The following is a 17,849-nucleotide window of genomic DNA, read 5'->3' as shown; positions in this document are numbered from 1 at the left end:
CCCGGTCCTCAGTCCTCGTCGGCGTCGAGCGCCGCCAGGACCTCGTCGGGGGCGTCGAAGTTCGCGTAGACGTTCTGGACGTCGTCGCTGTCCTCGAGCGCGTCGATGAGGCGCAGGATCTTGCGGGCGCCGTCGACGTCGACCTCGACCTGCATGGAGGGGTGCCAGATCGAGTCGGCGGAGTCGTACTCGAGACCGGCGTCGACGATGGCGGAGCGCACGGCGACCAGATCGGACGCGTCGCTGAGGACCTCGATGACCTCACCGGCGTCGGTGACCTCCTCCGCGCCGGCCTCGAGGGCGGCGAGCATGACGTCGTCCTCGGTGACGCCGTCGGCCTTGGGCACGACGACGAGGCCCTTGCGGGAGAACAGGTACGACACGGAGCCGGGGTCGGCGAGGTTGCCGCCGTTGCGGGAGAACGCGAGACGCACCTCGGAGGCGGCACGGTTCTTGTTGTCGGTGAGGCACTCGACCAGGACGGCGATGCCGTTGGTGCCGTAGCCCTCGTACATGATCGTCTGGTAGTCGACGGCGTCGGCGCCCTCGCCGGAGCCGCGCTTGACCGCACGGTCGATGTTGTCGTTGGGGACCGACGACTTCTTCGCCTTCTGGACCGCGTCGAACAGCGTCGGGTTGCCGGCGAGGTCTCCGCCGCCGGTGCGCGCTGCGACCTCGATGTTCTTGATCAGCTTCGCGAAGAGCTTGCCACGCTTGGCGTCGATCGCGGCCTTCTTGTGCTTGGTCGTGGCCCACTTAGAGTGACCGGACATGACCTGACTGACTCCTTCGCGCTTCGGTGACAAGGCGGACGAACAGGGCGTGCACGCGCCAGTCCCCGGTGACCTCCGGGTGGAACGCGGTGGCGAGCAACCGTCCGGACCGTACCGCCACGATCTTACCGGCGGCCTCGCCGACTCCCGCACCGGCGACGGTGCGGTCCGGGATCCGGGCCAGGACCTGCACGTCGGGGCCGGCCTGCTCGACCCAGGGGGCGCGGATGAACACGGACCGCACGGGGCCGTCGTCGACGCCGTCCAGGGCGAGGTCGACCTCGAAGGAGTCGACCTGCCGGCCGAACGCGTTGCGGCGCACGGTGACGTCGAGGCCGCCGAGGGTCTGCTGGTCCTCGATGCCGCCCTCGATGCGGTCGGCCAGCAGGATCATGCCGGCGCAGGAGCCGTAGACGGGCAGCCCGGCGCCGATGGCGTCCCGGACGGGGTCGCGCAGCTCGAAGATCCGCAGCAGCTTGTCGATGGTGGTCGACTCCCCGCCCGGCAGGACGAGGCCGTCGACGGCCTCCAGCTCGCGGGTGCGCCGCACGGGCACGGCCCGCGCGCCCGCCGCCTCGAGGGCGTGGACGTGCTCGCGCACGTCGCCCTGGAGGGCGAGGACTCCGATGGTCGTGGTCACCGCGGCAGTGTACGCACGCCCAGGCGGCCGGTCGGGCGGCGGCCCGTCAGGTGACGGCACCGTCCAGGTCGACGTCGTCGTCGTTCTCGACGCCCAGGTGCACCACCGTGCCGTCCCAGCCCGCCGTCAGCCGCTCGACGACGTCGGGCAGGCTGGGCGGGAAGACCTCGAGCGGCTGGGCGCGCAGCTCGGCGGCGGTCAGCCAGCGCATCTCGTCCAGCACGTCGCGCTCCACGTCCGTCCAGCCGTCCCGCGTGGGCTCGTGCTCGCCCGAGACCCGCGCGACGAAGAACACCTCGTCCTGCCGGCAGGTCTCGGCCAGGAACCGGAAGATCCCGGCCCGGGTCAGCACCGGACCCTCGAGGTCCTCCGGGGCCAGGTCGAGACCCGCCTCCTCGCGCACCTCGCGCAGCGCCGCCTCGACGTCGGTCTCGCCGGCGTCGATGCCGCCACCGACGGTGAACCACCAGGAGCGTTCCGGCTGGTCGGCGTCGTGGCCGCGCACGAGCAGCACGCGTCCGGCGGTGTCCAGCACGAGGACGCGTGCGGCGCGCCGGTGGCGCAGGCCGTCCTCCCCGAGCACCCAGTCGGGCCCGAGCGACGACGAGGTCGACGCCGCGGCCATCGGCTCCGACGAGGTCACCGCGCGGGCTCCGTCGTCGGGCGGCCAGGCTCGCGCGAGGGGCACACGTTCGTCCGGATCGGCATGCCGTTCAGCATAGGTGCCCCACCGGTCGCGGTCCCCGCGCGGGATGGACCAGGACCGGCCCGGTTCACCGTCGGGGCTTGGCCCGCCCGGTCGGGACCGCGGCGAGCGGGTCGTCCGGCCACGGATGGCGGGGGTAGCGGGCCCGCAGGTCGGCACGGACCTGGGAGTAGCCTTGCCTCCAGAAGGACGCGAGGTCGCTCGTGACCGCGACCGGGCGCCGGGCGGGCGACAACAGGTGCAGGACGACCGGGACACGCCCGTCCGCGACGGTCGGGACCGTGGTCCAGCCGAACACCTCCTGCAGCTTGACGGCGAGCACCGGCGGCTCCGCGCCGTCGTACGCGAGCCGCACCTCCGAGCCCGACGGGACCCGGAGCCGCTCCGGCGCGAACTCGCCGAACCGGGTCGCCGCGGGCCAGGGCAGCAGTCGGCGCAGCGCCGACGCCACGTCGATGCGGGCGAGGTCGCGCGCGCCGCGCACCGCAGCGAGGTCGGCGTCCAGCCAGCCGTCGAGGCGGGCCAGCAGTGCGTCGTCGTCGACCGGGGGCCAGGGCGCGCCGAGGTGGGCGTGGCAGAACGCGAGCCGCTCCCGCAACGCGGTCGCGGCCGGCGACCACGGCAGCACCGACAGCCCGCCGCGCCGGATCCCGTCACGGACGGCCTCCTGGACGAGCAGCGGGTCGGGCCGTGCGAGCGGGACGTCGTCGAGCACGATCGCGCCGAGCGCCTCGACGCGCCGCGTCACGATCCCGCCGTCCTCCCAACGGATCCGGTCGGTGGTCGCCACGAGGTCTCCGGCGACGTCCCGCGCGGTCCGCTCGTCGATCGGCGCCGCGGAGCGGATCCGGGCGTCGGCCTGACCGGGTGCCCGGTCGGCCACCGCGACCGCCAGCCAGGTCGAGCTCCGCAACGGTGACTGCTGGTCCAGCGCCGCACCCGTGCCCCCGGCCATCTGGTAGGTGGTCGCGTCGGCCCGCCGGACCCGCGCGACCCGTTCCGGGTAGGCCAGACCCACCACGATCCCCACCGCGAGGTCGTCCGGCACCTGGCGCGCCCCGGGGTCGGCGGGCCCGTCCGCCGGGGCGCTGCTCGACGCGCCGCGACCGAGGCGCTTCGTCTCCTCCCGCCAGCGGGCCGTCGCCCTGCTGTCCTCACCACGGCGCAGGGCCCGCCACCGGGCCGGCAGGTCGTCGCCCGTGCCGCGGGCGACGTCGGCCGAGAGCATCGCGACGATCTCGCGCGCCCGGTCGGCGCCGACCCGTGGCGCCCCGTCCAGCAGCGCACGGGCCCACCGGGGATGCACCCCGATCGCCGCCATCTGGCGGCCGCGGCGGGTGATCCGGCCGTCGTCGTCGACGGCACCGACACGCCGCAGCAGCTCGACGGCCGCGGTCATCGCCGTCACCGGCGGCGCGTCGAGCAGGGTCAGGCCGTCGCCGGCGGGCGCACCCCACGCCGCGAGCTCGAGGGCGAAGGCTGCCAGGTCGCCGATCGCGATCTCCGGCGCCGGGTGCTCGTCGAGCCGCGCGTGGTCCGTGGCGGACCAGCACCGATAGACCCGGCCGGGCCCCTCGCGCCCGGCGCGGCCCGCACGCTGGTCGGCGGACGATCTCGAGACCCGGCAGGTGACCAGCGCCCCGAGGCCGCGGGACTGGTCGGTCCGCGGCTCCCGGGAGAGACCCGCGTCGACCACGACCCTGACCCCGGGCACGGTCAGCGAGCTCTCCGCGACCGACGTGGTGACCACGATCCGCCGGGTGGCGGTCGGCGTGAGCGCGCGGTCCTGCTCGGCCCGCGACTGACGACCGAACAACGGCAGCACGTCATGGCCGGCCAGCCGCCGTGCCACGCCGTGGATCTCGGCCTCCCCCGGCACGAACACGAGGACGTCGCCGTCGGTCTCGGCCAGGGCACGCCGGACGACGGCCGCGACGTGGTCCAGCATCCGCGGGTCGACCCGCCCCCCGGGGAGCAGCGGCGCGGGCACCGGTGGTGGTGCCCACTCGACCGCCACGTCGAACAGCGCCGCGGTCGCGGTGATCACGGGTGCCGGGACGTCCGTGCCCAGGGCACGGCTCAGCCTCGCCGTGTCCGCCGTGGCCGAGGTCGCGACGATCGCCAGGTCGTCCCGGAGGTTCGCCCGGACGTCGACGGCGAGCGCGAGGAGCAGATCGGCGTCGAGGTGGCGTTCGTGGCACTCGTCGATCACGATCGCGGACACGCCCGGCAGCTCCGGGTCCCGCTGCAGCCGCCGGACGAGGAGCCCCGTCGTCACCACCTCGACGCGGAGGCCCCGCCCGCCGCTGCGCTCGCCGCGCATCGCGTAGCCGATCCGCTGCCCGAGCGGCTCGCCGACCAGCGTCGCGAGCCGGGTGGCCGCCGCGCGCGTCGCCAGCCGACGTGGCTCGGCGACGACGATCGTCCCCCCGAGCGCGTCGGCCAGGGCGAGCGGCAGCAGCGAGGTCTTCCCCGACCCGGGCGGCGCGACCAGCACCGCGGCGCCACCGGAGCGCACCGCGTCGACGGTGGCGGGCAGGGCCGCCCGCACCGGCAGGTCGGCCCCCGGCGCCGACGGCCCGGGGAGCAGCACGCTCTCGTCACCCTCCACGGTCGACCCGATCCGCTGTCGATCCCGCGACGACGCCGGGGAGCGGTCGTCGCTCCCCGGCGTCCACGTCGATCGGACGGCCGACTACCAGCCGCGCTCGGCGAGCCGGACGGGCTCGGGCTCGGCCTCGACGTTGATGCCGACCATCGCCTCGCCGAGGCCGCGGGAGACCTTGGCGAGGACGTCGGGGTCGTCGTGGAAGGTGGTGGCCTGCACGATGGCCTTGGCGCGGGCGACCGGGTCGCCCGACTTGAAGATGCCGGAGCCGACGAACACGCCCTCGGCACCGAGCTGCATCATCATCGCGGCGTCGGCCGGGGTGGCGATGCCGCCCGCGGTGAACAGCACGACGGGCAGCTTGCCCGTGCGGGCGACCTCGGCGACGAGCTCGTACGGGGCCTGGAGCTCCTTGGCCGCGACGAACAGCTCGTCGTGCGGCAGGGAGGCGAGGCGGCGGATCTGCGCACGGATCTGGCGCATGTGCGTCGTGGCGTTGGAGACGTCGCCGGTGCCGGCCTCGCCCTTGGAGCGGATCATGGCCGCACCCTCGGTGATGCGGCGCAGGGCCTCACCGAGGTTGGTGGCGCCGCACACGAACGGCACGGTGAACTGCCACTTGTCGATGTGGTGGGCGTAGTCGGCGGGCGTGAGCACCTCGGACTCGTCGACGTAGTCCACGCCGAGGGACTGCAGGACCTGCGCCTCCACGAAGTGGCCGATGCGGGCCTTGGCCATGACGGGGATCGACACGGCCTCGACGATGCCGTCGATCATGTCGGGGTCGCTCATGCGCGCGACACCGCCCTGGGCGCGGATGTCGGCGGGGACCCGCTCGAGGGCCATGACGGCCACGGCGCCGGCGTCCTCGGCGATCTTCGCCTGCTCCGGGGTGACGACGTCCATGATGACGCCGCCCTTGAGCATCTCGGCCATGCCCCGCTTCACGCGGGCAGTGCCCACCTCGCCGACACCCGTGGCAGGGACGGGGGTACCGGTGGTCTCGCTCAACGCAACCTCACAGCGCTCGTCGTCGCACCGCCGGGCGGCTGCGCCGCGGCCGTGCGGGCGTGTTCCACGCCCGCTCCCATCCTACGGTCGCGGCGCCGCGGCGCGGGCGCGCCCTCCGGTCCCCGGACGGCGGACCCTCAGGGGTGGTCGATCCCGGCGGGGAGCTGGTCGTCGAGCTCGACGGTGCGCGGCAGCGGCGCGCGCCCGGCCAGGCGCAGCAGCCGCACGACGCGGGGCCGGCGCGCCCGTTGCGCCTGCGCGACGGCCTCGTTGTGGAAGCGGCGCGCCAGCTGGGCGCGGTAGGCCGCGGACGCGAGGTCGCCGACGAGCAGCCCACCCGGGTCGGACGACCGCACCGCGTCGAGCGACTCGTCGTCCAGCACGGACCGCAGGGTCACCGACAGGGCGGACTCGGCCCGCTCCCGGGTCGGCGTGAGACCGGACAGCGAGAACGACTCGGCGGTCGACGGCTCGGCGGGCCGCTCCCCCTCGTCGACGACGGCGAAGGCGGCATCGGCGACGAGCACCGCGCTCGCCGGGTCCAGCAGGCCGGACGCCGCCAGGTCGACCGCGGCGCGGGCCCGCCGGTCGAGCTGGGCCAGGAGGGCGTGCCGGGACGCGACGACCTTGCGGTGCAGCCGGTCGAGACGAGAGGCCCCGAGCCACCCGGACCACAGGGCGAGCCCGACGACGACGAGCGCGAGCAGCGTGATCTCCGACCAGCTCACGACACACCCCCGGTGGGCGCCTTCGGGCGGCGGCCGAGCAGCCAGGGGGTGCGGGTCGCCAGGAGGTCCTGGCGCACGGTGCCGTCACCGAGCGCCTCGCCCGCGGCGACGGCCATCTCGTAGACGGCCTGCACCTGGTCGGTGACCGTCGACCAGTCGAAGTGGCGGACGAACCGGTGCGCGCGCCCGCGCCGTTCGGCGGTGTCCACCGGGGCGGCGAGCGCCGCGAGGACCGCGACGGCGAGGTCGTCGGGCTCACCGGTGCGGAAGAGGCGTCCGGCGGCGCCGTCGTCGAGCACGCGGCGGAAGGCGCCGAGGTCGCTGGCGACGACGCCGGTGCCGGCGCTCATCGCCTCCACCAGGACGATGCCGAAGCTCTCGCCGCCGGTCTGGGGGGCGACGTAGAGGTCGGCGGAGCGCAGCAGCGCGGCCTTGTCGGCGTCGCTGACCCCGCCGAGCCACTCGAACGACGCGGCGTGCTCGCCGAGGGCGGAGACGGCGTCGGCACGGCCGGCGTCACCGCGACCGGCGACGAGGAACCGGGTGCCGGGACGCTCGCGCAGGATGCGCGGGGCGGCAGCGGCGAGGACCTGCAGGCCCTTGCGGGGCTCGTCGAGGCGGCCGAGGAACGCCACGGTGGGCGCGTCGGCCGTCCCCTGCCAGCGGGGGTCGGTCGGGGCGGCGGCGAACTGGTCGACCCAGACGCCGTTGGGCACGACGACGGCGTCACCGCCGAGGTGGTCGACGAGGGTGCGGCGGGCGTCCTCGGACACGGCGATGCGGGCGGAGATCTTCTCGAGCGACTGCCGCAGCAGCGGGTGGGCGACCTGCAGCGCGCGGGAGCGCACCTGGGAGGTGTGGAAGGTCGCCACGACCGGACCCTCGGCGACCCACAGGGCCAGCATGGACAGCGACGGGGTCATGGGTTCGTGCAGGTGCAGGACGTCGAAGCGGCCGTCGTCGATCCAGCGGCGCACCTGCGCGGCCTTGCGGGGGCCGAAGGACAGCCGGGCCACGGACCCGTTGTAGCGCACGGGCACGGCGCGCCCGGTGGGGGTGACGACGGCGGGCACCTCGGTGTCCTCGTCGGCGGGGGCGAGCACGGACACGTGGTGGCCGCGGTCGCCCAGCGCCTCGGCGAGGTCCCGCACGTGGAACTGCACGCCACCGGGGGCGTCGAAGGAGTAGGGGCAGACGATGCCCACGCGCATCGGTCGCATCAGGCCTCCCCCGCCCCGGCGCGGGTGGCGGCGTAGCGGCCCGGGTCGAGGTCCTCGACGAACACCCTCTGCAGCATGTGCCAGTCGGCGGTGCGCTCGACGAGGAACGCGCCGAGGGTGTCGACCCAGGCCTGGGTCATGGTGGCCATCTGCTCGCGACGGTTCCCCTCGGCCCGCGGCACGGGCGCGTGGAAGCGCAGGACGATCCCCCACGCGCTGCCGGCACGCCGTCGCCGCTCCCCGCGCAGGCGCTCGTGGTAGATGCCCGTGGGCACGAGGTCGACGTCCCCGGCGACGGCGAGCGCGGCCGGTCCGGCGGCGACGCGGGCACGGCGCCCGCACAGGTCCACCTCGATCCCGGCGGCGGTGAGGTCGCGGTCGGCGAGGAGCGGCAGGAGGCGCCCGCCGCCCTGTGCGCCGCGCACGAGCGCGCGGAAGACGCCGTCGTCGCCGAGACCGAGGACGTCGATGCCGAGGGAGCGCCGGAACGCGACGAACTCCTCGTAGAGCTCGGGCGGCCGGAGCCGTTCGGCGACGGTGAGGACGGGCGCCAGGTGCGGGGTCGCCCAGGCGCCCGCGAGGTCCCAGTTGCCGGTGTGGCCGAGCGCGAGGACGGCGGAGCGGCCGTCGGCGAGCGCGGCGCGGGCGTGCTCCTCCCCCTCGACCCGGACACGGGCGTCGATCTGGGCGGGGGTGAGCCGTTGCAGCGTGAACGCCTCGCGGAAGTAGCGCAGGTAGCGCCGCATGCCCTCGCGGGACAGCCGCCGGACCTCCCGCGGCGTGAGCTCGGGGCGGACGCGCGCGTAGTTGGCCTCCATCCGCCGGACCCCGTCGGTGCGGCGCAGCCACGTGACGTCCGCGGCGACGCGGCAGGCGGCCCGCAGCACGGGCTCGGGGAAGCGACCGGCGTACCGCCAGGCGAACGAGTACAGGGCGGCGACGTCCATCAGGCCTCCGAGGTGACGAGCTGGCGGCGGACCGTCGCGACGCGCTGGGCGACGGTGACGAGGCTGGCGACGGCGAGCAGGCCCAGGACGACGACGAGGACCGGGACGGGCAGGCCGGCCGGCACGAGCGCGGTGGGCAGGAGCGCGACGACGAGCCGGTCGGTGCGCTCCGCGATGCCGACGGCGGCGGTGGCACCGACGGACTCGGCCCGGGCACGGGCGTACGGCACGACGGAGCCGAGGACGAGGCACGCGATCGCCGCCGTCGCGCCGGCGAGGGCCCACGGCTCGTCGGGGTGCAGCACGAACCACAGGGTGATGCCGGCGAAGACCGCCCCGTCGGACACGCGGTCGAGCGTGGAGTCGAGGAAGGCGCCCCACGGTCCGGTCCGGCCGCTGAGGCGGGCCATGACACCGTCGAGGGAGTCGGTGAGCGCGAACAGGCCGATGAGCACGGCGCCGAGCGCGAGGTGACCGGTGGGCAGCAGGGTCAGCGCGATCACCGTGACCAGGACCGTGCCGGTGATCGTCACGGCGTCGGGCGAGACGCCCCACCGGATCAGCACGGTCGCCGGCGGGGTGAACAGGCGCTGCATGGTGGCCCGCAGGCGGCCGAACATGGGGGTGCTCCTCGGTCGTGGTCGCGCGGCCGGCGCGCAGCCGGCGTGGTCAGGCTAGCGCCCTGCGCCGCTCAGGCGTCGGGCCAGGCCGCGGCGAGCCGTGCCCGCGTGTCGGCCAGCAGCTCGGGCAGGGCCTTGGTGCGGCCCACCACCGGCAGGAAGTTCGCGTCCCCCGTCCAGCGCGGCACGACGTGCTGGTGCAGGTGCGCGGCGATCCCCGCGCCCGCCGCCTCGCCCTGGTTCATCCCGAGGTTGAAGCCGGCGGGCGCGTACACGGCCCGCAGCACCCGCATCGCGGTCTGCGTCATGGCCGCCAGCTCGCTCGTCTCGGCGTCGGTGAGGTCGGGGTAGTCCGACACGTGCCGGTACGGCAGCACCATGAGGTGCCCGCCGTTGTACGGGTACAGGTTGAGCAGGGCGTAGCACGCCCGCCCGCGGGCGACGACGAGTCCCGACTCGTCGTCGCCCGCGGGGATGCGGCAGAACGGGCACTGCGCGGGGGTGTCGTCGGCGGGCTTGTCCTGCCCGCCGATGTAGACCATCCGGTGCGGGGTCCACAGCCGCGCGATGTCGTCCTCGGGCGGGCCGAACTCCGCAGCCGGCACCTGTTCCGGCGTACCCGTCACGCTCAGACCTGCTCGCGCTCGGCGACGGCCCGGACGATGCGCTCGATCGCGTCGGCCACGGGCACGCCGTTCTCCTGCGTGCCGTCGCGGAACCGGAACGACACCGCCCCGGCCTCGGCGTCCTCGCCGCCGGCGATGAGCACGAACGGCACCTTCTCCTTGGAGGCGTTGCGGATCTTCTTGGCGAACCGGTCGTCGGACCGGTCGAGCTCGGCGCGGATGCCGCGTTCGCGGAGCTGCGCGACCACGTCGGCCAGGTAGTCGTCGAAGACCTCGGCGACCGGCACGGCGAGCACCTGGACCGGGGCGAGCCACGCGGGGAACGCCCCCGCGTAGTGCTCGAGGAGCACCGCGAAGAACCGCTCGATCGAGCCGAACAGGGCGCGGTGGATCATCACCGGACGCTGCCGGGAGCCGTCGGACGCCGTGTACTCGAGATCGAACTTCTCGGGGAGGTTGAAGTCGAGCTGGATGGTCGACATCTGCCACGTGCGGCCGATGGCGTCCCGCGCCTGGACAGAGATCTTCGGCCCGTAGAACGCGGCGCCGCCCGGGTCGGGGACGAGGTCGAGCCCGGAGGCGGTGGCGACCTCCTCGAGGGTGCGGGTGGCCTCGTCCCACGTCGCGTCGTCGCCGACGGACTTCTCGGGGTCGCGGGTGGACAGCTCCAGGTAGAAGTCGTCGAGGCCGTAGTCGCGCAGCAGGTCCAGGACGAACGTCAGCAGCGAGGTGAGCTCGTCGCGCATCTGCTCACGGGTGCAGTAGATGTGCGCGTCGTCCTGGGTGAAGCCCCGGGCGCGCGTGAGCCCGTGCACGACACCCGACTTCTCGTAGCGGTACACGGTGCCGAACTCGAACAGCCGCAGCGGCAGCTCGCGGTACGAGCGCCCCCGTGCGTCGAAGATCAGGTTGTGCATCGGGCAGTTCATGGGCTTGAGGTAGTAGTCCTGGCCCGGCTTGCGCACGTGGCCGTCGTCGTCGAGCTCGGCGTCGAGGTGCATCGGCGGGTACATGCCGTCCGCGTACCAGTCGAGGTGGCCCGAGGTCTCGAAGAGCTTGCCCTTGGTGATGTGCGGCGAGTTGACGAACGAGTACCCGGCGGCGACGTGCCGCTTGCGGGAGTACTCCTCCATCTCCATGCGGACCATCGCACCCTTGGGGTGGAACACGGCAAGCCCGGACCCGATCTCGTCCGGGAAGCTGAACAGGTCCATCTCGCTGCCCAGGCGGCGGTGGTCGCGACGCTCGGCCTCGGCGAGCCGCTCGAGGTACGCCTTGAGCTCGTCCTTGCTCGGCCACGCGGTGCCGTAGACACGCTGGAGCTGCGGGTTCTTCTCGGAGCCGCGCCAGTACGCGGCGGCCGAGCGCATGAGCTGCACGCCCTGGCCGATCAGCCGCGTCGAGGGCAGGTGCGGTCCGCGGCAGAGGTCCTTCCAGACCACGGTCTCGGACTCGCGGCCGGCGCCGCGGACGTTGTCGTAGATGGTGAGCTCGCCGCCGCCGACCTCGACGGACGAGCCGTCGTCGTCGGAGCTGCCGCCCTTGAGGCCGATGAGCTCCAGCTTGTACGGCTCGCCGGCGAGCTCGGCCCGGGCCTCGTCCTCGGTGACGACGCGACGGCGGAAGGTCTGGCCTTCCCGGATGATGCGCGACATCGCCTTGTCGAGGGCCTTGAGGTCCTCGGGGGTGAAGGGCGTGTCGACGTCGAAGTCGTAGTAGAAGCCGTCGGTGACGGGCGGGCCGATGCCGAGCTTCGCGTCCGGGTTCACCTGCTGCACCGCCTGGGCGAGCACGTGCGCGGCGCTGTGGCGCAGCACGGCGAGGCCGTCCGGGGAGTCGATCGTCACCGGCTCGACGACGGTGCCGGCCTCGAGCTCACGGGACAGGTCGAGCAGCTCGCCGGCGACGCGCACGACGACGACGTCCTTGCGGTCGGCGAACAGCTCCGTGCCCGTCGTCGTGGTCTCCACGGTCACCGAGGTCAGGTCTTCGGGCGGCGGCGGAGGTGCGACGTCGGACACGGTGGTGCTCCTTGTGGTCTGCGGAAGGGTTCGGCGCCGCGGGCGGCGTCGAGGGGCCCACCTGGCGGCGGGCCCCTCGATGGTACCGACCCGGTACCCGCCCCGACGAAGCGACGGGTCGCGCCGACGTCGGGGCGAGCACGGAGGAGCCGTGTGAAGGACTTCACATACCGCCTTCGCGCAGGTCAGGCGGTGTGGTCTTACCATAGAACCAGGCACCGGACCCGGTGCCCAGCACCCCGGCCACCCACCGGCGACCGGACCTTCGGAGGGGAACAGACCATGACCAGCACCGCCCGCACCGCCAGCACAGGGACCGGCCGACGCACCGCCCGCGTCGTCGGACTGATCGGCATCGTCGCCGGCGTCGTCATGATCGTCGCCGGTGCCACCACCTGGGTCACGGTGAGCTCGCAGCTCGAGGCGCAGAACATCACCGTCTCCCAGGACGCCGACCTCCTCGCCGGCGACACCGTCGACGGCCCCTTCTCGGCCTACGCCCAGGCGCAGGTCATCGACCGCCACGCCCTCGAGGCGACCGGTGGCAAGACCTACGCCGAGCTCGAGCAGGACGACCCGCTGCGCGCCACCGCGATGAACGCGTCGTTCCTGCGCGCCTCGCTGTTCACCTCGGTGGTCGCCTACGGCGTCAGCGCGCTCGTCATCGGCCTCGGCGTCCTGTTCGGCCTCGTCGGCTGGGCGCTGCGCGGGCTCGGCGCCGCCCCGGCCCCCGCCGCGGTCACCGGCACCACCCGCCCGGCGGTCCCCCAGCCCGTCTGACCCGGACCCGTCGGCCCCGCTCCCCCGCCTCGGGAGCGGGGCCGACGTCTGCGTGCCGACGGGTCCTCGGCGACCATGGGACGGTGCACGACCACCCCGCCGGCGCCCACGGCCCCGACCCCGCCGCGAGCACGCCCACGTACCCCGACCAGGCGCGCGACGCCGCGACGCTGCCCGCCCTCACCGAGCACCTCGTCGCGTGCCGGGCCTGCCCCCGCCTGGTCGCGTGGCGCGAGCGCGTCGCGGCCGAGAAGCGTGCCGCCTACCGCGACGACACCTACTGGGCGCGGCCCGTCCCGGGGTTCGGCGACCCCCAGGCCCGGATCGTCGTCGTCGGCCTCGCCCCCGCCGCGCACGGCGCGAACCGGACGGGCCGCATGTTCACCGGCGACCGCAGCGGCGACGTCCTGTTCGCGGCCCTGCACCGCGCCGGGCTCGCGAACCAGGCGACCTCCGTCCGCGCCGACGACGGGCTGGAGCTGACCGACGTCCGGGTCACCGCGCCCGTCCACTGCGCCCCGCCGGACAACCGCCCCACCCCTACCGAGCGGCATCGGTGCGCGCCCTACCTCGACCGCGAGCTCGCGCTGCTCGCCCCGACCGTCCGCGTCGCCGTGGTGCTCGGGGCGTTCGGCTGGCAGGCGACCCTCGGCGCGCTGCGCGCACAGGGCTGGTCGGTGCCCCGGCCCCGCCCCCCGTTCGGGCACGGCGCCGAGGTCACCGTCCCGCACCCCGACGGTCGCCCCGCCCTCACCCTGCTCGGCTGCTACCACGTGTCGCAGCAGAACACCTTCACCGGGCGGCTCACCCCCGCGATGCTCGACGCCGTCCTCGCCCGCGCCGTCGCCGTGGCCGCGGACTGACGCTGAGAGCTGGGGCCGCCCGAAAGCGCCGGGACCTGGGGCCCGGTCCGTCACTACGCTCGCCCCATGACCTCCCCCGCCCCGCGCGTCACCGTGCTGTCCGGCCCCTCCGGAGCCGGCAAGACCACCGTCGCCGCGCTCCTCGCCGCCGACGCCGCCCGCCCCACGGTGAACCTCACGACCGACACCTTCTACGCCGCGGTCGCGACCGGCTACGTCCCGCCTTACCTCGACGGGTCCGCGCACCAGAACACGGTCGTGATCGACGCCGTGGTGGCGGCCGCGGCCACCTACGCCCGCGGCGGGTACGACGTCGTCGTCGACGGGGTCGTCGGCGCGGCCTTCCTGCCGCCGTTCCGTCGTGCCGCCGCCCGTGGTGGCTGGGACCTGCGGTACGTCGTCCTGCGCCCGGCGCTCGAGGTCACCCTCGCCCGGGGAACGGGACGTGCGGCGCCCGAGCTCCGCGACGAGGCCGCGCTGCGGTCGATCCACGCGATCTTCGACGACCTCGACGGCCTCGACGCGCACGTGCTCGACACCGGGGCGGACGACCCGCACGACACCGCCGGCAGGCTCCGCACCGTCCTCGACGCCGGGGACCACGCGCTCGATGCCCCCGACGGACCCGCGCCGGCACCGGAACGCACCGAGCCGCCCCTGCGGGGCGACGAGCTCACGACCCTGCGGACCTTCCTCGACTACCACCGCGACACCCTGCGCCGGAAGACCTCCGGCCTCGACGCCGCCGGGCTCGACACGGCCCTCCCGCCGTCGACCATGACCCTCGGCGGTCTCCTCAAGCACCTGGCGTACGTCGAGTCCAACTGGTTCACGGTCGTCCTGGCGGGGGCGGACCCGCTCGCACCGTTCGACGACGTCGACTGGGCCGCGGACGGCGACTGGGAGTGGCACAGCGCCGCCGACGACTCCCCCGAGGACCTGCGCGCCCTGTTCGACACCGCCGTGACGGCTTCCGACGCGCGGCTCGACGCGGCGCTCGCCGACGGCGGTCTCGACCAGCTCAGCGTGCGGGAGAGCCGCCACCACGGCGGACGGTTCTCGCTGCGCTGGATCCTCACCCACATGATCGAGGAGTACGCCCGGCACAACGGGCACGCGGACCTGCTGCGCGAGGCGGTCGACGGCGTGGTGGGCGAGTAGACCGACGCCGGCTCAGGTCGCGGAACCTGCCGACGCGGCGGACGCCGCCGACCGGGCCTCACGCCGGGGTCGCAGGACGTACTGCTCGGCGACGAACGCGACCACGACGGCGATCAGCACCACGGGGGTCATCTGGGGTGCGGACGGTCCGAGCAGCATCACCACGAGGACCGCGGAGGCGACCGGGAACGGCAGCACGGCCGCCGTCCCGGCCGCCATGCCGGCGCTGAGGGCCGGGATCGCGCCGAAACCGGGGAGCCCGGAGAAGAGGAGCCCGGCGGCGGCTCCGAGCGTCAGCGCCGGGAAGATCGCGCCACCGCGCAGTGCGCCCAGCGACACCCCGTAGCCCAGCGCCTTGAAGACGATCAGGGCGACCAGGACGGGCACCGACCACGCCGCGGGATCGGCGGCCAGAGGGCCGATCAGGCCCTGTCCGGAGAGGGCCACCTCCTCGGGAGAGCGGCCGGTGAGGAGCGCGTAGGCACCCGCGCTCAGCCCGACGACCAGGGCCGCGCCGACCGCGGCGGCGACGGGACGCCGCGTCGCGCGAGCCTTGGTCCACTCCCCCAGGCCGAAGACGAACCGGACGCCGACGGCGATGACGAGCGCGAGCGGGATCGTCCACAGCACGTCGGCGAGGTCGAGCCGCGCGGGCGCGTCGACGTCGGGCAGCGCCAGGGAGGAGATCCCGAACCCGGTCCACTGCCCCATCCCGGTGAAGACCAGGGCGCCCACGCCGGAGGACAGCAGGCACGGCAGGACGACGCGGGCGAGCCGTGGTCCCGCGATCCCGGCGGCCTCCAGCACGAACACGGCGGCCACCAGCGGGCTGCCGAAGATCGCGGCGAGCGCGGCCGACGCTCCCGCGGCGGTGATGAGCGCGGTGGCGGTCGGGTCGTCGAGACGGGCGATCGGACGCACGAAGATCAGCGCGAACGCGGAGCCGAGGGCGAGCAGCGGCGCCTCCGGCCCGAGCACGGCACCGAGGGGCAGGCCGCCGAGCGCGGCGAGCAGGATGCCGGGCACCAGTCGTGCCGGGACCGGCTCGATGCCGAGACCGTCGATCGGGACGTGACCGCCGTGCCCCGGCAGCCATCGGATCGCCACCCCGACGAGGACGCCGCCGAGCAGCAGCCACGGCAGCGCCCACCACCACGGGGCGACCGCGAAGCCGAACGTCTCCGGCAGGTGCTCCCAGACGGCGTGCTCCGACCAGTGCAGCAGGGCGAGGAACCCGAAGGCCACCAGCGAGACGGGGATGCCGACACCCGCCGCCAGGAGCAGGAGGCGGACGTAACCGCGCTCACGCGCGACCCGCTGCTCGTCGGAGAGCGTGCCACCCGGGACGGGCTCTGCCTGCGGGGTGGGGCCGGCCTGCGGTTCGTCGGTCACGGGTCGCTCGCTCTCGCCTCAGAGCGCGTCGTCGCGCTGCGTCGGGTACGGGTCGTCGGCCGGGGCGGCCCGGCCACCCCGGCTGGGCATGCGCTGCAGCTTGGCCGCGCTGATGGGGAAGACCAGGACGGACAGCATCCCGGCGGCGACCAGCGCCGCCGCGTTGGCCTCCGGCAGCAGGCCCGAGTCGACCCCCACCGCGGTGACGACCACGACGAGCGGCAGGCCCGTGGCGGACAGGGTGGCCAGCGCGGCGGCGTCCCGCTTGCCGAGGTCGCGCCGGTGGGCGAAGAACGTCGGGACGCCGCGCACCAGCAGGAACAGCACCGTGAACAGCGGCACGGTGAGGAGCACCCGCGGGTCGGCGAGCATCGACTCGACGTCGAGGGTGACACCGCTCATGACGAAGAACACCGGGATGAGGAAGCCGAATCCGATGCCCTCCAGCCGCGACTCCACGACGTGGGTCTCGAGCGGGTCGGACGACGACAGGAACAGGTGGACGAGGATGCCCGCCGTGAAGGCTCCCAGCACCGGGTCCAGCCCGAGGACCGAGGCGAGGGCGAACATGCCGATGACCACGAACACGCACAGCCGGACGGCCACCTGGGAGCTCGTACCGAGCGTGGCGGTGACGAGGCGGCCGAGGCGCGGGTGCCGCGGCTGGCGGGCGACCCACGCCCCGGTGATGGCCAGCGCGGCGAAGAGCAGCAGCACGAAGAGCGTCTCGCCCGGCCGCTGCCCGGACAGCACGAACGCGATGGCGAGGATCGGACCGAACTCCCCCACCGTCCCGACCGCGAGCACGCGGTCGCCGAACGGGGTGCCGGTCTGCCCGCCGTCGCGCACGATCGGGAGGATCACGCCGAGCGCGGTGGTCGTCAGGGCGAGACCGATGACGAGCCCGGCGTCGGGACCGCCGACCCAGACGCCGACGGCGAGGCCCAGGACGAGGGAGACGCCCCAGCTCCACGTGGCGCTGCGCAGGGGGCCGCCCCGGATGCGGGAGAACTCGATCTCGTACCCGGCGAGGAACATGAGGAACGCCAGACCGAGGTCGCTGAACGCCTCGATCACCTCGTTCGGGCGGACCAACCCCAGCACGACCGGGCCGACCAGGATGCCGAGGAGGATCTCCACCACGACCGACGGGACCCGGATCCACCGTTCGACCCGGTCGACGACGAACGGCGCGAGCAGACCCGCCCCGGCGATGACTGCCAGCATCGTCACGGTGTCCACCGACACGGGCGCGACCTCTTTCTTCCGGGGTGCGGCTGCACCGGTCGACCGAGCATAGGCGCGCGGTGCCGTCCACACCTGCGACGACGCGACGGGCTCCCGCGTCCCGGGGACGCGAGAGCCCGTGGTCGAGCCGGCTCAGCCGAGGATCTTCGCCTTGGCGGCCGCGAACTCGGCGTCGGTGAGGAGCCCGGCGCTGCGCATCTCCCCCAGCTGCTGGAGCTGGGCCATGGTGTCGCCCCCGCCCCCTGCCGGCGCGGCCTGCTGGGCGAGCTGAGCCTGCTGCTGGGCGGCGAGCTGGGCCTGCTGCTGGGCCAGCATCTGCTCCATCTGCTGCTGCTGGGCGTACTGCGCCTGCTGCGCCTCGTAGGCGTCCGCCGACGCGCGCTGGTCGGCGCGGGAGGACGCGCGGTTGTTCATGCCGCGGCTCACCGCGTTCGCCGTGCCGGTGATGACGGCGGTACGCGCCACCGTCCCGATCAGGCCGGGTCGTCCCATGCGTCGCACCATG

General features: G+C 74.6%; 17 protein-coding genes. 3 read left to right on the top strand and 14 right to left on the bottom strand.

What is annotated here, in order from left to right; all coding sequences use genetic code 11:
- Positions 1 to 8: 8 nt before the first annotated feature.
- The 11 genes from I598_RS02685 to thrS all read right to left on the bottom strand — a co-directional run bounded on the left by I598_RS02685 (position 9) and on the right by thrS (position 11,900).
- Positions 9 to 773 (bottom strand): YebC/PmpR family DNA-binding transcriptional regulator, encoded by a 765-nt coding sequence (locus tag I598_RS02685; RefSeq protein WP_068201042.1) that lies wholly within the window; start codon positions 771 to 773, stop codon positions 9 to 11.
- Complete coding sequence (gene pdxT, locus I598_RS02680; RefSeq protein WP_068201040.1) at positions 757 to 1,413, bottom strand: pyridoxal 5'-phosphate synthase glutaminase subunit PdxT; 657 nt, start codon at positions 1,411 to 1,413, stop codon at positions 757 to 759. The genes I598_RS02685 and pdxT overlap by 17 nt, the downstream gene beginning before the upstream one ends.
- Before the next feature lie 46 nt (positions 1,414 to 1,459).
- On the bottom strand, positions 1,460 to 2,056 hold the full coding sequence (locus I598_RS02675; RefSeq protein WP_335583273.1) for an NUDIX hydrolase: 597 nt from the start codon (positions 2,054 to 2,056) through the stop codon (positions 1,460 to 1,462).
- A gap of 130 nt (positions 2,057 to 2,186) precedes the next feature.
- Positions 2,187 to 4,730, bottom strand: coding sequence for an ATP-dependent helicase HrpB (gene hrpB / locus I598_RS02670; RefSeq protein WP_232314237.1), 2,544 nt, complete (start codon positions 4,728 to 4,730; stop codon positions 2,187 to 2,189).
- Between the two features lie 84 nt (positions 4,731 to 4,814).
- Entirely contained in the window at positions 4,815 to 5,663 is an 849-nt protein-coding gene (gene pdxS / locus I598_RS02665) for a pyridoxal 5'-phosphate synthase lyase subunit PdxS (RefSeq protein WP_232314236.1), read from the bottom strand.
- Positions 5,664 to 5,875: 212 nt separating this feature from the next.
- Positions 5,876 to 6,466 (bottom strand): hypothetical protein, encoded by a 591-nt coding sequence (locus I598_RS02660; protein ID WP_068201035.1) that lies wholly within the window; start codon positions 6,464 to 6,466, stop codon positions 5,876 to 5,878.
- Positions 6,463 to 7,677 (bottom strand): glycosyltransferase family 4 protein, encoded by a 1,215-nt coding sequence (locus I598_RS02655; protein ID WP_083973498.1) that lies wholly within the window; start codon positions 7,675 to 7,677, stop codon positions 6,463 to 6,465. The genes I598_RS02660 and I598_RS02655 overlap by 4 nt, the downstream gene beginning before the upstream one ends.
- Before the next feature lie 8 nt (positions 7,678 to 7,685).
- The gene (locus I598_RS02650; RefSeq protein ID WP_068201030.1) at positions 7,686 to 8,633 is read right to left on the bottom strand and encodes a phosphatidylinositol mannoside acyltransferase; all 948 of its coding nucleotides are present in this window, start codon (positions 8,631 to 8,633) and stop codon (positions 7,686 to 7,688) included.
- The gene (gene pgsA, locus I598_RS02645) at positions 8,633 to 9,253 is read right to left on the bottom strand and encodes a phosphatidylinositol phosphate synthase (protein ID WP_068201028.1); all 621 of its coding nucleotides are present in this window, start codon (positions 9,251 to 9,253) and stop codon (positions 8,633 to 8,635) included. The genes I598_RS02650 and pgsA overlap by 1 nt, the downstream gene beginning before the upstream one ends.
- A gap of 71 nt (positions 9,254 to 9,324) precedes the next feature.
- Positions 9,325 to 9,879: an HIT family protein gene (locus I598_RS02640; protein WP_418268506.1), complete on the bottom strand. Its 555-nt coding sequence runs from the start codon at positions 9,877 to 9,879 to the stop codon at positions 9,325 to 9,327.
- 2 nt (positions 9,880 to 9,881) lie between these two features.
- Complete coding sequence (thrS, locus tag I598_RS02635) at positions 9,882 to 11,900, bottom strand: threonine--tRNA ligase (RefSeq protein WP_083972791.1); 2,019 nt, start codon at positions 11,898 to 11,900, stop codon at positions 9,882 to 9,884.
- 282 nt (positions 11,901 to 12,182) lie between these two features.
- On the opposite strand from thrS, the gene I598_RS02630 reads away from it, so the two are divergent.
- The 3 genes from I598_RS02630 to I598_RS18350 all read left to right on the top strand — a co-directional run bounded on the left by I598_RS02630 (position 12,183) and on the right by I598_RS18350 (position 14,704).
- Positions 12,183 to 12,680: an aromatic ring-opening dioxygenase LigA gene (locus I598_RS02630; RefSeq protein ID WP_068201025.1), complete on the top strand. Its 498-nt coding sequence runs from the start codon at positions 12,183 to 12,185 to the stop codon at positions 12,678 to 12,680.
- Between the two features lie 83 nt (positions 12,681 to 12,763).
- Positions 12,764 to 13,543, top strand: coding sequence for a uracil-DNA glycosylase (locus I598_RS02625; protein WP_068201023.1), 780 nt, complete (start codon positions 12,764 to 12,766; stop codon positions 13,541 to 13,543).
- Between the two features lie 66 nt (positions 13,544 to 13,609).
- Positions 13,610 to 14,704 (top strand): DinB family protein, encoded by a 1,095-nt coding sequence (locus tag I598_RS18350; protein ID WP_157557143.1) that lies wholly within the window; start codon positions 13,610 to 13,612, stop codon positions 14,702 to 14,704.
- Between the two features lie 12 nt (positions 14,705 to 14,716).
- Here I598_RS18350 and I598_RS02615 read toward each other — a convergent pair whose 3' ends face one another.
- The 3 genes from I598_RS02615 to I598_RS02605 all read right to left on the bottom strand — a co-directional run bounded on the left by I598_RS02615 (position 14,717) and on the right by I598_RS02605 (position 17,848).
- Entirely contained in the window at positions 14,717 to 16,096 is a 1,380-nt protein-coding gene (locus I598_RS02615; RefSeq protein ID WP_083972789.1) for a chloride channel protein, read from the bottom strand.
- Between the two features lie 18 nt (positions 16,097 to 16,114).
- Positions 16,115 to 17,344: a cation:proton antiporter gene (locus I598_RS02610; RefSeq protein ID WP_198155738.1), complete on the bottom strand. Its 1,230-nt coding sequence runs from the start codon at positions 17,342 to 17,344 to the stop codon at positions 16,115 to 16,117.
- Between the two features lie 132 nt (positions 17,345 to 17,476).
- Positions 17,477 to 17,848, bottom strand: coding sequence for an SHOCT domain-containing protein (locus I598_RS02605; RefSeq protein ID WP_068201022.1), 372 nt, complete (start codon positions 17,846 to 17,848; stop codon positions 17,477 to 17,479).
- Between the last annotated feature and the right edge of the window lies 1 nt (position 17,849).

The sequence above is a fragment of the Isoptericola dokdonensis DS-3 genome, assembly GCF_001636295.1.
GTDB classification, from domain to species: domain Bacteria; phylum Actinomycetota; class Actinomycetes; order Actinomycetales; family Cellulomonadaceae; genus Isoptericola; species Isoptericola dokdonensis.
Note: the sequence above shows the minus strand (reverse complement) of the source record. Positions and strands in the feature narration are given on the sequence as shown.

Bases quoted from the DNA above. Each gene is read 5' to 3' on its own strand.
- I598_RS02605 (WP_068201022.1), bottom strand. From the start codon at position 17,848: ATGGTGCGACGCATGGGACGACCCGGCCTGATCGGGACGGTGGCGCGT.
- I598_RS02655 (WP_083973498.1), bottom strand. From the start codon at position 7,677: ATGCGCGTGGGCATCGTCTGCCCCTACTCCTTCGACGCCCCCGGTGGC.
- pdxS (WP_232314236.1), bottom strand. From the start codon at position 5,663: ATGGCCGAGATGCTCAAGGGCGGCGTCATCATGGACGTCGTCACCCCG.
- I598_RS02650 (WP_068201030.1), bottom strand. From the start codon at position 8,633: ATGGACGTCGCCGCCCTGTACTCGTTCGCCTGGCGGTACGCCGGTCGC.
- I598_RS02630 (WP_068201025.1), top strand. From the start codon at position 12,183: ATGACCAGCACCGCCCGCACCGCCAGCACAGGGACCGGCCGACGCACC.
- pgsA (WP_068201028.1), bottom strand. From the start codon at position 9,253: ATGTTCGGCCGCCTGCGGGCCACCATGCAGCGCCTGTTCACCCCGCCG.
- I598_RS18350 (WP_157557143.1), top strand. From the start codon at position 13,610: ATGACCTCCCCCGCCCCGCGCGTCACCGTGCTGTCCGGCCCCTCCGGA.
- I598_RS02685 (WP_068201042.1), bottom strand. From the start codon at position 773: ATGTCCGGTCACTCTAAGTGGGCCACGACCAAGCACAAGAAGGCCGCG.